The 13576-nt window shown below is 68.8% G+C and carries 9 protein-coding genes; 4 read left to right on the top strand and 5 right to left on the bottom strand.

Translation table 11 applies throughout. The features are described from left to right. Positions 1 to 4: 4 nt before the first annotated feature. The 5 genes from FB454_RS24705 to FB454_RS24685 are packed head-to-tail and all read right to left on the bottom strand — an operon-like array spanning position 5 to position 4900. Positions 5 to 2212 (bottom strand): phage minor head protein, encoded by a 2208-nt coding sequence (locus tag FB454_RS24705; protein WP_145823571.1) that lies wholly within the window; start codon positions 2210 to 2212, stop codon positions 5 to 7. A gap of 3 nt (positions 2213 to 2215) precedes the next feature. Continuing rightward, positions 2216 to 2476, bottom strand: a complete 261-nt coding sequence (locus tag FB454_RS24700; RefSeq protein WP_145823570.1) for a hypothetical protein — start codon at positions 2474 to 2476, stop codon at positions 2216 to 2218. Beyond that, entirely contained in the window at positions 2469 to 2699 is a 231-nt protein-coding gene (locus tag FB454_RS24695) for a hypothetical protein (protein ID WP_145823569.1), read from the bottom strand. The genes FB454_RS24700 and FB454_RS24695 overlap by 8 nt, the downstream gene beginning before the upstream one ends. Then, positions 2696 to 4582, bottom strand: a complete 1887-nt coding sequence (locus tag FB454_RS24690) for a hypothetical protein (RefSeq protein ID WP_145823568.1) — start codon at positions 4580 to 4582, stop codon at positions 2696 to 2698. Before FB454_RS24690 ends, FB454_RS24695 begins: the two co-directional genes overlap by 4 nt. Before the next feature lie 3 nt (positions 4583 to 4585). Then, positions 4586 to 4900: a hypothetical protein gene (locus FB454_RS24685; RefSeq protein WP_145823567.1), complete on the bottom strand. Its 315-nt coding sequence runs from the start codon at positions 4898 to 4900 to the stop codon at positions 4586 to 4588. Positions 4901 to 5096: 196 nt separating this feature from the next. Here FB454_RS24685 and FB454_RS24680 point away from each other — a divergent pair, with 196 nt between their 5' ends. From FB454_RS24680 to FB454_RS24665, 4 genes are all read left to right on the top strand, one after another. Next, positions 5097 to 6671, top strand: coding sequence for an HsdM family class I SAM-dependent methyltransferase (locus FB454_RS24680; RefSeq protein WP_145823566.1), 1575 nt, complete (start codon positions 5097 to 5099; stop codon positions 6669 to 6671). Then, complete coding sequence (locus FB454_RS24675; RefSeq protein ID WP_186461650.1) at positions 6664 to 7860, top strand: restriction endonuclease subunit S; 1197 nt, start codon at positions 6664 to 6666, stop codon at positions 7858 to 7860. Before FB454_RS24680 ends, FB454_RS24675 begins: the two co-directional genes overlap by 8 nt. Positions 7861 to 7863: 3 nt before the next feature. Beyond that, positions 7864 to 10965 carry an HsdR family type I site-specific deoxyribonuclease gene (locus FB454_RS24670; protein ID WP_145823564.1) on the top strand — a complete coding sequence of 1034 codons (3102 nt, stop codon included), beginning with the start codon at positions 7864 to 7866 and terminating at the stop codon, positions 10963 to 10965. A 375-nt stretch (positions 10966 to 11340) separates the two neighbouring features. Continuing rightward, a complete protein-coding gene (locus FB454_RS24665; protein WP_222433938.1) occupies positions 11341 to 13437 on the top strand; it encodes an AIPR family protein in 2097 nt (698 codons plus the stop codon). Positions 13438 to 13576 lie beyond the last annotated feature (139 nt).

Here is a 13576-nt window from a genome sequence, read left to right as displayed (position 1 = left end):
CTCCCTACTCGGCGTGCACCTGGTCGGACAGCGCCGCCACCAGGGTCCGGCGGTCCCGGCCGATCGACGCGGCGATTCGCTCGGCCTGCGCCGCGGTGGCGGCCCGCTGCCGCTCGGCCGCGAACCCGGCCGCCACGGCGCGGCGCACCGCCGCTTCGAACGCTGCCGGGGACAGCGCCGCCAGGTCCCGCCGCCGGCCGGCGTCCGGGTCGGACGGACGCCAGCCCGCCCACCCGGAGGCGACCATCGCGTACGCCCGCCCGCCCGACGAGCGGCCCCGCACCACCGGGAAGCCGCCGACGTTGACGCACAGCGCCGCGACGAGCTGTCGCGCCCCGCCGATCCACCGCCAGTCCCCCGACAGCGGCGACCGGCGCAGCAGCTGCACCTGCTCCTCGGTGGCCTCCGGCACCAGCGACCCCGCGACCCACGTGCCGTGGGCGTCCCGGCCGGCCCGCACCACCGCCACCTGCGTTCCCGTGTCGTCGTAGTGCGCCACGGCGGACGCCGCGCTGGTCTGCAGGTCGGCGTGCCCGGTGCCGGCCGTGATGTGCCCGACCGCGACCAGCTCCCCCTCGGCGGTCTGGATCTCCGGCCGGTGGAACCAGTCGAAGCCGCCCTCCTCCGGCGGCAGCACGCACTGCCCTCCGGTCAGGAACGACAGGTGGCAGTCCTTGTCCGCCAGGTGCCCGAACACCCGGCCGTCCGCGGTGACCGTGATTGGCGTCAGCTCGGCCAGGCCCGGGTCATCGAACCAGTCGCGCGGCGGGTACAGCGGCGCGACCTGCTTCTTCGCCGCCGCCGCGCCCGACGCCGCGACCGCCTCTTCCTCCTTCGGCTCGTCGTCTGCGGGCTCCTCCTCGGCGGGCCCGTCGTCGACGAGCTCCAGCTTCGCATCGGGGAACGCCTGCGTGCCGACGAGCGTCACCGCCATGACCCGGCCCTTGGTCACCGTGATGTACGGCTCCTCGCCGGCCTCCATGAAGGCTTCCCACTCCTCGTCGGACATCTCCTCGATCGGGGTGCCCTTCTCGTCGGTGAACATGAACTCGAAGTCGTCCAGGTCCACGCTCGGGAACAGCACCCCGGCGCGCAGCAGCTCCAGCGCCTCGCCCAGCTCCGGCACCGCGTCGATGAAGTCGCCCGCCCCGGACAGCCGGCTCTTCTGCACCTCGCCGGCCGTGATCCGGCCGATCGTCACCGCGCCCTCGTGCCCGGGGGCGTCCTCCCGCGCCCACCGCAGCGGCAGCGGCAGGTCGCGGAACGACCAGTCACCGTCCGCCGCGAAGATCCGCCGGTCGCCCGACTTGGCACCCAGCGGCGCCAGCACACCCTTCCACGTCGCCATCTGCTTGCCACCCTTCGCGGCTGCCGCCGCCGTCACCGTGATATCCAGCCCGGTGGCCCGGTCACGCCGGGGCCACCGGTGCTTCGGGACCACAGGCAGGGGCTCGTCGGCCTCCACCTCGATCATCGTGCAGCGGCAGTTCACCGTCTGCCCGGGCGGCGCGGCCGGATCGCCCGGGTACCGCATCGGCACCCCGCCGACCATGAACACGCCGTCCAGGGCGACCCGCTGCCCGTCCGCGTCCCGGTGGTCGTGCCGGGTCCGCTCGTCGTGCGTGACCACCCACACCTTGTCCAGCTTCTCGTCGAGCGCCTGCTCGGCGGTCAGCCACGCGGTCAGCGTCCCCGCGTTGTACGCGCCGATCGTCTCCGTCCGGGCGATCGTCACCGCCCGGTCCTCCCACGACCGCTCGCCCAGGATCGCCTCGATCGCGTCGCGGATGCGCGGCACGCTCGCGCCTTCGGTGGTCAGCTCGGCGACGGCCGCCGTCACCAGCTGCCACGCGCTGTCGGGCACGCCGACCAGCCGGTTCGGCAGCGCCGCCAGGTACTCGTCCTTCATCTGCGCGACCCGCAGCAGCTCCAGGTCGCCGCCCGCGTCGGCGACGCCCGCGAGGAACGTCTTTTCGGCGGCCGGCACCAGGTGCACCGTCATCGCCTCGAACCACGCCTGCCCGGCGCCGGCGAGCGCCGACGGGTCGGGCGGCAGGGCGGCCGCGGTGACCGGCAGGGTCGTCGCCCGCGCGTCGGCCAGCCAGGCGCGCAGCGCCGCCCGGGCGGCCCGCAGCATCCGCCGCTCGGCGGCCACCACCCGCGCCTCGTGGTCGAGGCGCAGCGGCAGCCACGGGTCCCGCTTGTCGGCCACGGCTCAGCCTCCCGCCGGCGGCGGGTCAGCGACCACGGCGATCTGCACGCCCGACACCTGCACGCCGCCGTCGGGGCGCGACACCGGCAGCCCGGCCGGACTGCGGATCAGCCGCTCCACGATCAGCACGTCGTCGTGCAGCTCCAGCTTCACGAAGTCGGCCCCGAGGTCGATGCCCACCGCCGCGAAACAGTCGCGCAGCTGGCTCAGGGTCACGCTCGCCGGGTCGGCCGCCGCCGCCAAGGTCATCTCCGGGTCAGCCATCGGTTCTCCTCCTCGCCTCGTTGCGCCGCGCCACCGCGTCCGGGTCGCACACGTGGCCGGCGTCGGTCAGCGGCGGCTGGTCGCCCTCCCACAGGTCGCCCCACCATCCGCAGGTGCGGCAGATCGTCCACCGCAGCCGCTCGCAGCCGTCCTTGCGCCGGGACCGCTGGCAGGCGTACCCGTGGGCGGCCACCAGGTCCGGCACCAGGATCGTCGCGCTCATGCCGGCACCAACTCCCCGGCGACGGTGCTGGCCAGGTGCTCGCGCAGCTCGTCGACGTCGTGCCGCGCGCCGGTCACCAGAAGCCCGCCGACGTACGCGGTCAGCGCCGCCGTCAGCTTCTCGTCGTCGACGCCGAGCTTCGCCGCGACGGCCGGCACCGCCGTCCACGCTCCCTCGAGCAACCGGGCGACCGACGCTGGCGTGGCCGGGCGCACCGTGTGGAACTCCCACGCCTTCAACCCCTGGTGCCGGTACCTCTCCCGACCGAGCGCCCGCTTCCCGGCGATCTCCAGGGCCCGCAGCGCCAGCACCTCGCACGCGGCGACGAACGGCGCGCTCAGCGGCCCGGCCGCCGCGGCGGCGATCACGTTCTGCTCGGGCGGGCCGCGGTTCTCGGTGTCGCCGGGCGGCTGCTCCTCCGTCGTCGGCTCCTCCTCGGCCGGCGGCGGCTCGTCGCCGCCGGGCGGCAGCTCGGCGGGTGCCGGCTGCGGCTTCAACGCCTCCGGGTCGAGCTGCACGCTAACCCCGGCGACCTCCAGCAGCCGGGTCACCAGCAGCGGCCCGGCCGCCGGCACCGTGCGGATGATCTCCAGCAGCCGCCGCAGCTCCCGCTCCTCGTCGGTCGGCTTGTCGCCGTCGCCGAACCCGGTCTCCCGGCGCAAAGCGTCCCCGGACAGCTCGCCCAGCCCGTACAGGTCCTTCGCGTCGGCACCCTTGTCCGGCGTCTGCGTCAGCTCGCTGGTGTCGTACCAGACGATCCACCGGCGCGGGTCGGCCACACCCTGCGCGCCTTCCAGCGCCGGCCACAGCATCTGCTCGGTCAGCGCCGCACAGAACAGCTCCAGCTTCGACTCGACGTGGTACTTGATCGTCGCCTCGTCGGTCATCCAGGCACCCCAATGGTTCGCCTGCGTCATGCCCAGCAGCATCTCCGGCGGGGCGTCCAAGCCCAGCGCCAGCCGCCGAATCGCGCCGTCCAGCATCGCCGGCACCGCGCTGCTCAGCTCCGTAGCGAAGCTCAGCAGCCGGGCCTTCTCCAGATGCTCGGCGGGACCCTGCACCACGATCGGGACGAGGGCGGCCACGCTGTCGCGGTCCTTCACCGCGGTGGTCATCGCCTCGGTCAGCGTCGACAGGAACGACGACACCCCGTCCTCGGCGTCCTCCTCCTGCTCCGGCGCGACGAAGCTCAGCTCGTTGGGCAGCAGCAGAATGCCCGCCCCGGCCAGCCGGGAGTCGATCTGCGACTGCACGTACTGCGTCAGCCGCTCGATCAGCCGCAACACCCGCCGGTTGGACTGCACCTGGCTGGACGGCAGCGCGTGCTTGCGGGGGCTCGGCACCCAGATCCGCACGATGACCGTCTCGTCGGACTCCAGCTCGCGCGCCCCGTCGCCCTGGTCGAGCACGTACTTCCCGGCCCGCTCGGTCAGCTCCTCCACCGACGCGATGAACCACCGCTCCCGGTCGGTGGCCTTGCCTTCGGCGTCGCGTTCCGGCTCGCCGATCAGGTAGCACTCGCCGGGCACGCCGAGCTGGATGCCGGCGTCGCGTAGCAGCTCGGCCTGGGTGCTGGGGCCGCCGAGGAAGGTCTCGTTGACGCCGGCCGGCGCCTGGTCGGGCGTCTCCATCGGACGGCCCTCGTCGTCGACCTGCGTGATGTACAGCCGGGCCCGGCCCATCGCCTTGGCGATCAGGTCGACCAGGAACGCGAACTCGCCGCACTCCTCGTAGTGCCGCCACGCCTCGTCCTGCCACTGCTGCTTGGTGACCTTGCGCAGGCTGCCGCTGGACTCGTAGCGCATCTTCGCCGCCGAGGCCACGACAGCGGTCGCCTGGCCCACAGCGCTGTCGACGTTTGGCTTCGTGCCCCACCACCCCATGCGCTACTCCCCCGGCTCGGCGCGCACCAGAAGGCCGGTCGCGTACGACAGAGCCAGCGCGACGGTGGGCACGTCGACCCACCACAACCCGGACCAGCGGGAGACCTCGGACAGGTGCCACCAGCCGGCGGCGGCCGGCGTGGCGATCCACACCGACAGGCACCAGCGGCAGAACAGCAGGTACGCCAGCGGGCTGCCCTCAGGCAGCCGGCGGACGATGGCTTCCCGGGGCCGGCGGGTGATCTCGTCGGCGACGATCAGCCGGGTCACCCGCGCGACGAAGAGCAGCATCACCACGATCTCGATCAGCCCCGTCACGCATACGAGCATAGGCAATGGCAATGCGACCGCATACCCGTCGCATCGCCAGCTGCCACAACCTACGCAAATCGAAGTAGCTCAAGGTAAACGACGACCGCGGGACGGCGATCTCATCGGCGCGGCTGTAACGTCCCCATCGGCCGACGATCCCGTTCGGATCGCCACCCTTTGACGAGCAAGGACATCCCGACTGATGGCAGTGACGCAGCAGGAGATCGAGAACCGGTTGTGGGACGCCGCCGACGAGCTGCGCGTGGCGATGCCCGAAGCGCAATACTCCTCGGTCGTCTTCCCGCTGATGTTCTGGAAGTACCTGTCGGACACCTGGGAGCACCACCACCAGGAGTTCCTGGACGACAACGAGGGCCTGGACGGCCTCTCCGCCGAGGAAGCCCACGAGATCGAGTACCGCGACTACCAGTCGTTCGAGATCCCGTTCATCCATCCCGGCACCGTCCAGCAGCGTCGCGCTTCCTGGTCGTCCATCCTTGCCACCATCACCCAGCCCGGGCTCGGTCAGCGGGTCCGCACCTCCCTGCAGGCCATCGAGACGGCCAACCCTGACAAATTTTCCCGCTTGTTCGGGTCCATGGCCTGGACCCGCGAAGAGGTGCTATCGGGTGAGGTGTTGGCGGCGGTCATGCAGGCGATGGACCGCACCCCGAAGATGCACGAGGGCAATATGTCCCACGACGTGCTCGGTGGGGCGTACGAATACCTCCTGAAGCGGTTCTCTGACGGGTCCGGCACCCGCGCCGGCCAGTTCTTCACCCCGCGCGAGGTCGTCGAGCTGATCGTCGAAGTCCTGGCCCCCAAGAGGTTCGAGTCGGTGTACGACCCTGCCTGCGGGTCGGGCGGAATGCTCATCGCCTCTGCGAACCTCCTGAAGGCCCACGGCGGGCGTGGCTACACGCTCCGCCTGTTCGGGCAGGAGGCCGTACCGGACACTGCGGGTGTGGCACGCATGAACCTCTTCATGCACAACCTCACCCAGTTCCAAGTCGAGATCGGCGACACCCTGAAGAACCCGCGCTTCAAGAAGCCAGACGGGTCTATCGCGCAGTTCGATGTGATCGTCGCTAATCCGCCCTACAGCCTGAAGTGGCAGCCCTGGACCAAGGATCCGCGCGCCATCGGGGGTGTCGCCCCGCAGTCGTCGGCGGACTGGGCGTTCGTGCAGCACATGATCGCCAGTATGAACCCGAAGAAGGGCCGAGCCGGCGTAGTCCTGCCTCACGGCGTCCTCTTCCGCGGCGGACAGGAGGCTGCCATCCGCCAGCGCGTCCTGGACGACGACCTCCTGGAAGCCGTGATCGGGCTGCCTGCCAACCTCTTCTACAGCACGACGATCCCGACCTGCATCCTCGTGTTCCGCGCCCCCGGCACGAAGACCGACGAGCGCAAGAACGGGGTGCTGTTCATCGACGCCTCCAAGCGGTTCACCAAGGCCAAGAACCGCAATGTCCTCACCGACGCAGACATCGCCGACGTCGTGACCGCCTACCACTCGACCTTTGATTTCGACGGCGGCCCGGTCGACCCTGACGGCGACGCTGGACTCGCGGCGCGATTCGTCCCCGCCACGGAGATCGCGACGAACGGGTACGACCTCAACATTGGGCGGTACATCAAGCAGGCCGCTGCCGAGCAGGAGGACCTCGGCACCCTCATCGACGCCTACAACATCGCCCGGGCAGAGCGCCAAAAGACTGAGCAGCGCATGCTCGCCGTCCTCGCCAATGCTGGAATCGAGGGCTTCGATGAGTGACTGGCAGCGGACCACGCTTGGGAAGGTGACGACCCAGGTTTCCCGCGCAGTCCGGGTCGAGGACCTCACCGAGGCCCGATATGCCGGGGTGCGCTGGTATGTCGGAGGGGTGTACCACCGTGAGACGGTCCCCGCTGAGAAAATCAAGGGCAAGCTGCTCTACCGGATCAAGCGCGACGACATCGTGTACAACCGGATGTGGGCGACCAACGCCTCTTTCGGAGTGGTCAAGAACGACGCTGACGGCTGCTTGGTCACCAACGACTTTCCCGTGTTCACGGTCAATCCCGAGGCGATCCTCCCGGAATATGTCGAGGCCGTCTTCAACACCGCGTCGTTCCAGTCTGAGGCGGCAGGCCGAGCGGTCGGGACCACAGAGCGACGACGCCTCCACGTGCGGGACTTCGCGAACATCCCCGTCGTACTGCCGCCGCTGCCGGTGCAGAAGCGGATCGTCGAGGTCATCGCTGCGGTGGACGACCAGATCACCGCACTCGACGGTGAGGCTGAGGCCGCGACGCGGGTCAGAGGCGGACTGCTGGACGAGTTCACGGGTGCCGGCAGCGACACGAAACCGCTCGGGGAACTTTGCCCCGTGATCGGCTCGGGGCCCTCGTGGGCAGCCACGGATGAGTCATCGGCTCCGTCAGAGAGAGCGTGGACGGTCCTGAAGATCACGAACACGAGGCCCGATGGATCCATCGACCTGAGGGAACTGGCTTATGTGGTGGGGCTTCCGGCTCGCACGAAGGTCATCGGTCCGACAAGTCTGGTCATGATCCGCACCAACGGAAACCGCAAGCGGATCGGCAACGTCTACCTCCCGCCGGAGGAAGTGCACGGTGCGGCGGTGTCCGCCTTTCAGTTCATCCTGGATGCTGCCGATGTCGAGACGAGGGACTACCTCTACGTCGTGCTGCGCAGTCCGAGTATCCAGCACCAGATGAGTGACTCTGCTAGCGGCAGCACCGGGCTTGGGAACCTCGCAGTTCGGTGGCTGAAAACGCTTGAGATTCCCTGGCCCGACGCTGAGATGCGCGAGCTCCAGGTTAAGACGGTGCAGGCCATCGACGCCAAGATCGCCGCGACCCGCGCCGAGGCTGACCACCTCCGCAGCGTCCGTCGTGGGCTGCTATTGGGGCTTCTGGACGGCACCGTCGACATCGAGTCTGCCGAACTGGAGGTGTGACCCGTGGCGAAGGGCATTCGGGAGCGTGAGTTCCAGAACCTGGTGATCCAGTGGTCTCTCCCGATGGGCTGGGGCTACGCGGCGGGCAGGTCGCTGCCGCGTGAGACGACGCAGACGGTGGTCGCCGGCCAGCTGCGGGACGCCATCGTCCGGCTCAACCCTGGGATGATCGGCGGGTTCGACCTGGACGCGGTGGTCGATGAGATCATCGCCACGGTCAACGCTGTTGAGGGCGGGCTGGTGCGGGCCAACGAGCAGGTGCTACGCCTGCTGCGCGGGCATAAGGAGTTCCGGGACGCCGACGGCGCATGGCACGCCCTGAAGGTCATCGACTTCGAGCACCCGACCGCCAATACGCTGGTCGTCTCGGACGAGGTGACCATCACCGTCCCCGGCAAGATCTCCCGCCGGTTCGACCTCGTGTACTGGGTGAACGGGCTGCCTCTAGTCGTGGTCGAGGTGAAGTCGCCAACCGCAAAGTCCAAGTGGGCTGACGCCGCCCGCGAGATCAACGACGTGTACGCCGCCGAGTACCCGTGGTTCTTTACCCCGAACGTCTTCGCCGTCGCCTCCGACGGGCTGAAGCTGCGGTTCGGTGCCGTTGGCTCGTCCCTGAACCTGTGGCAGCCGTTCCGGTCCACCGCCGACGACGAAAACCTGTCCGGGCAGGCTGACGTGCAGCGCTCCGTTGAGCTGCTGCTCAACCCGGCGATCGTCCTGGACATGCTCGCGAACTTCGCCCTGTTCGACACCGCCGGCGGCGGGGTGGACAAGAAGTACCTGCCCCGCTACCCGCAGATGGAAGCCGCCCACCTGATCCACGAGCGAGTCCTGGCCGGCGGCCGGAAGGGCCTGATCTGGCACCACCAGGGCAGCGGGAAGACTCTGCTGATGGTGTTCGCCGCCTCGCTGCTGCTGGCCGACACCCGTACCGAGTCGCCCACGATCATCCTGCTCTCCGACCGTACCCAGCTCGTCCGGCAGACCTCCGGGGTGTTCACCTCCGCGATGGGGCACGCCTACTTCCACCAGCCAGCCACCAGCCACGAGTTGCGTTCCCTGCTGGCCGACGACGTGCGCGGCGTCATCTCGACGACCGTCCATAAGTTCGCCGACGCCGGCAAGGACCTGTCGACCCGGGACAACATCATCGTGCTGGTCGACGAGGCGCACCGCACCCAAGCCGTCAGCCGGGACCGAGGGAGTCTGCCCGGCAGGCCCACCCTGGCCGAGCAGATGCGCGCGGCATTGCCTAACGCGAAGTTCTTCGGAATGACCGGCACCCCCCTCAGGAACCTCGCCACCGACACCTTCGCGCTCTTCGGCGAGGAGGCCGACCCGGGCAGGGTGCTGCACCGGTACTCCGTGTCGAGGTCTCTGCGGGACGAGGCGACCGTTCCGGTCATGCTGGACCCGCACCCGGTCTCGTTCGAGATGAACGACCAGGAGTTGCAGGCTGAGTTCGACCAGTTCGCCGATGACTTCGACCTCGATGACCCCGACCGTGAGGCCCTGTCCCGCAAGTTCGGGCGACTCACCTCGGTGTTCGCCAACCCCGACCGCATCCACACGGTCTGCCAGGACATCGTCGACCACTACCTGGCCGGCGCCTACCGCAACGGCCTCAAGGCCCAGGTTGTCGCCTATAACCGCGAACTGGCCGTCGCGTACACGGACAAGATCAACGAGCTGCTGGCCGGCTTCGAGGCCTCACAGGTGCTCGCCGAGGTCGGGAAGCACGACCGGATCACCGCCGAGGTGAACATCTCCGTCTCGGACTCCAAGGACGAAGACCCCGCCATGCGGCCGTACCGCCTCTCGGAGGCCGAGGAGGAGGAACAGAAGCGGCGGTTCCTCACCCCGGACGACCCGCTGTGCTTCCTGGTGGTGACCGCGAAGCTGATGACCGGGTTCGACGCCCCCAACGAGGGCGTCCTCTACCTGGACAAGCCGCTGAAGGCCCACACCTTGTTCCAGACGATCACCCGCCCGAACCGCACCTGGGTGTCCCCGACCGGGTTCGTGAAGACTTCCGGCGTGGTCGTGGACTACATCGGCCTGGCCGAAGAGGTCCAGCGGGCCGTCGTCGACCCCACCGCGGAGGGGGCTGGCAAGGGCGGCGGGTTCGTCACCGACCTGTCCGAGCTCGTCGCCGAGTTCCGCACCACCTTCGCCCGCATCGAAGACCTCCTCGCGGACGTCGACGGCCTGGACCTCACGGTCCACGGATACGAATCCGTGCGGGCCATCAACGTCTTCCTGGACGCCAACCCCGGCGTCGCCGAGGTGTTCTCCAAGGACTACCGGCTCCTGGCCCGCCTGTACCCGCTCATCAACACCGACAAGCGAATCGCCAAGTACCGGGACGGCTTCGGGCTGTTCGGGTCCGTGTACACGACCCTGTTCAAGAAGTCCTCCGACGAGGAGAGGAAGGAACGGCTGGGCGAGCTGGGGCCGATGGTCCTGGAGATCATCAACGCCCACGTCCACTCCTTCTCGGTGGTCGCCTCGCAGGAGGAAGCCCTCGTCCTGGACGCCCAGGGCATCACCATCCTCAAAGAGCTGATGGCCCTCGTCCGCCCCAAGCCCGGCGAGGACGACGGCGAGGACAAGACACCCCCGTCCGCGGCGGAGATCCTGGACCAGATCAAGGCCGCCCTCGACAAGGGGGTTGAACCAGGGTCCGCGAAGTACACCGCCCTCGCGGAACGGATCAGGCTGCTGCGGGATCGGATCATCCAGAACGCCCAGGACGCCCTGGAGTTTCTGGCCGAAGCCCTCCGGATCGCCCGCGCCATCGTGAACGCCGAGAAGCACCCCGACGAAGCCGTCGTCGTGCTGGACGACGACCGCGTGGGCGTCCTGTCGCGGATCATCCACGACCACGCACCGTCCGGCCTCACAGTCACGGAGAGAAACCTGGCCGAGGAGATCGACCAGGTGGTCACCCGAACCCTCGCCCAATCATGGGACAACGCGGACGCCCGCAACCGAGGCGTCCGCCGCGCCACCGCCGCCGTCTTCCGCCGGTACATGTTGAAGCCGGTGGGGGAACCGTATGACTCCACCGTCGCCTACATCGAAGCCCACTACCTCGTTGACTGACGACAAAGTCTGCGCCCGGGGGGGGCGAGCGGGGCGAATCCGGGGATTGATAAGGATCAGGCCCCAGGTAAGACAGTAGTCGACCAAGAGCGGTGAAGCGTCCTCATGGGATATCCGGGAGAGCGCTTGAGCCGCTACGATAGGTGACGCGCGCGTCAAGGTCCAGTCTTCGGCGATCGGGACGCGTCTCGCTGCGTGGATCAGCCCAGCCCGGCGTAAGGGAAGACTCGTCAGCCCTGCTGCGGTCCCGGACCGTCTGACGCGACCTGTGGCGATGACGGTGAAGGTCGACAGTTAGGTAGTCGTGTGAGCGGAAACCCTGTTGCGTCCGGTGCACCGCCCTACGAGGCGCCCCCCGAAACGCAGGTCCGACAGGTGCGGGATGCGTTGCTGCGAGAATTCGGCGAACTGATAGACGTATCGGATCTTGCCAACAAACCACCCAACGAGCGTGAGCAGTCGCTTCTGTCGCGCGCCCTGGCCGCCCTGGCGGTGCGCGACCTGACCGGCTGCGAATCGGCAGCGGCCGCCGAGGCGGTCATCGACGGCCGGGACGACATCGGCATCGACGCGGTGGCCACCGATGAGAGCGCGTCACATCTCTGGCTGGTCCAATCGAAGTGGAGCGACAGGGGCAAGGCACGGTTCGAGCTTGCCGACGGGCTCAAGTTCATCGAGGGCCTCCGGTATATCGACGCTCGCAAGTTCGACCGCTTCAACATCCGCTTCCAGAACCTCGCGGACCAGGTCGCCGCCGTCCTCAGCAACCCGGGATCGAAAATCACCCTGGTGACCGCCGTGATGCGGACCGACCCGCTCGCGCGTGACGTCGTGCAACGGCTCTCAGATGCCCAGGACGAGTTCAACCAACTCGGCAACATTCTCGACCAACGCAGCTATCTGGCCCGCGACATCTGGGAGGTGGTGCGCAACGACTTCACGGAACCTCCCATCGCGCTGACCGTCAGGATGCAGGACTACGTCAAGATCACCGAACCGTACGAGGCGTTCCAGGGTCTCGTCTCGGTGGCCGACATCGCGGCCTGGTACGACGACCACGAGGACCGCCTGTTCGACCGCAACATCCGCAAGCCGCTCGGCATCACGCAGGTCAACCAGGGTCTGATCGACACGCTGACCGACGAACCGCACAACTTCTGGTTCTTCAACAACGGGATCACCCTGCTCTGCGACACCCTTGTCCCCGACTACTTCAGTCGGGCCACACGGTCACCGGTCGCGCTCAAGCTGGACGGCGCCAGCGTGGTGAACGGAGCGCAGACCGTCCACGCGATACACCGGGCTTCCCGGAAGGACGCCGCGGCAATCGGCGACGGATACGTGACCGTCCGGGTCATCTCTCTCACGAACTGCCCGGCGGGCTTCGCGGACGCGGTGACCACGGCCACGAACACCCAGAACCGGGTCGAGCGGCGTGACTTCGTCGCTCTCGATCCCGTGCAGAGAGCCATCAGAGAGGACTTTCTCCTCTCGCTCCAGAAGACGTACGCGGTCAAGCGCGGAGAACCAGAGCCCTCACCGGAGAGCGGCTGCTCGGTGGAGGCCGCAGCCACCGCCCTGGCCTGCGCGCACCGGAACTCGGATCTCGCCGTCCGGTCCAAGCGCGGCGTGGACCTGCTCTGGGAGCAGGGCACTCAGGGCGCCTACCAGCTGTTGTTCAACGCGCAGGACCGGCCCTCTGCCCACCAGGTCTGGCGCAGCGTCCTCGTGCTGCGGGAGATCGATGCCACGCTCCACCGCACTGCGAAGAGCCGTCAGGCGCGAGCCGAGGCGATCGTGGACCGAGGAGACCGGCTCATCGCGCACATCGTCTTCCAAGCTCTGGACCTCGACGGCATCGACGATCCCGACACCGACTGGGACGCGGTCCTCACCCAGGTGCCGAACGCTGTCGAACGTGCCACCGCCTGGCTCGTCCATCACGTTGATGCCGAGTTCGGCCAGAGTTCGATCGTGTCCAGCACGCTCGCCGACCCCGACCGCTGTCGTAGCCTCGCAGGTCTGGTCCTGACGGACCTGAAGCGCGGCGTCCCGGTCCCCGTCCTGCCGTTGGAATACCGGGTCGTGAAGATCCCGAAGCAACAGCGCCGGCCCAATGCCGTGCCCACCCTGATCGATGCCAGAGCACTGGCTGACGGCACGCCGCTGACCTACCGGGCAGGCGGCCGGCCCGAACGGGAAGCGATGGCCGCATGGCTCGCGGAAGACCCGAGCCGGGGCACCGCGACGTGGGTCAACCAACGGGTACGCCCGATCTTGTGGGCGGCCGACGGGAAGCGCTACTCCCCTTCGGGCCTGGTGCAGGAGATGTGGCGGTTGGCAGGGTGGAGCAAGGCGCCCGTCGCCGCCCAAGGCCCGTCCCGGTGGTACGTCTCCGGTGGGAAGTCGCTGTGGGCACTGGCGCGGGAGACCCTGGCCTCCCTCAGCGACGAGGCTGACGAGGACGTATGAGACCCATCCACCATGCGCTCGGCGACCACACCGCTGTGGGACTGGTGGCCGTGCCGGGGCGGCAGGCACCTGGTCGTCCCGTGCCGGGTCTGCCCGCTGCATGAGCTCAGCAGTTGCGGTGCCCTTCTGTAGGGGGAAT

It is taken from the genome of Micromonospora sp. CNZ297, from assembly GCF_007827625.1.
This window is presented reverse-complemented; position numbering and strand designations above follow the sequence as displayed.

Excerpts from the sequence above, each read along its gene's own strand:
- FB454_RS24675 (WP_186461650.1), top strand. The coding sequence starts at position 6,664 with ATGAGTGACTGGCAGCGGACCACGCTTGGGAAGGTGACGACCCAGGTT.
- FB454_RS24700 (WP_145823570.1), bottom strand. The coding sequence starts at position 2,476 with ATGGCTGACCCGGAGATGACCTTGGCGGCGGCGGCCGACCCGGCGAGC.
- FB454_RS24695 (WP_145823569.1), bottom strand. The coding sequence starts at position 2,699 with ATGAGCGCGACGATCCTGGTGCCGGACCTGGTGGCCGCCCACGGGTAC.
- FB454_RS24690 (WP_145823568.1), bottom strand. The coding sequence starts at position 4,582 with ATGGGGTGGTGGGGCACGAAGCCAAACGTCGACAGCGCTGTGGGCCAG.
- FB454_RS24680 (WP_145823566.1), top strand. The coding sequence starts at position 5,097 with ATGGCAGTGACGCAGCAGGAGATCGAGAACCGGTTGTGGGACGCCGCC.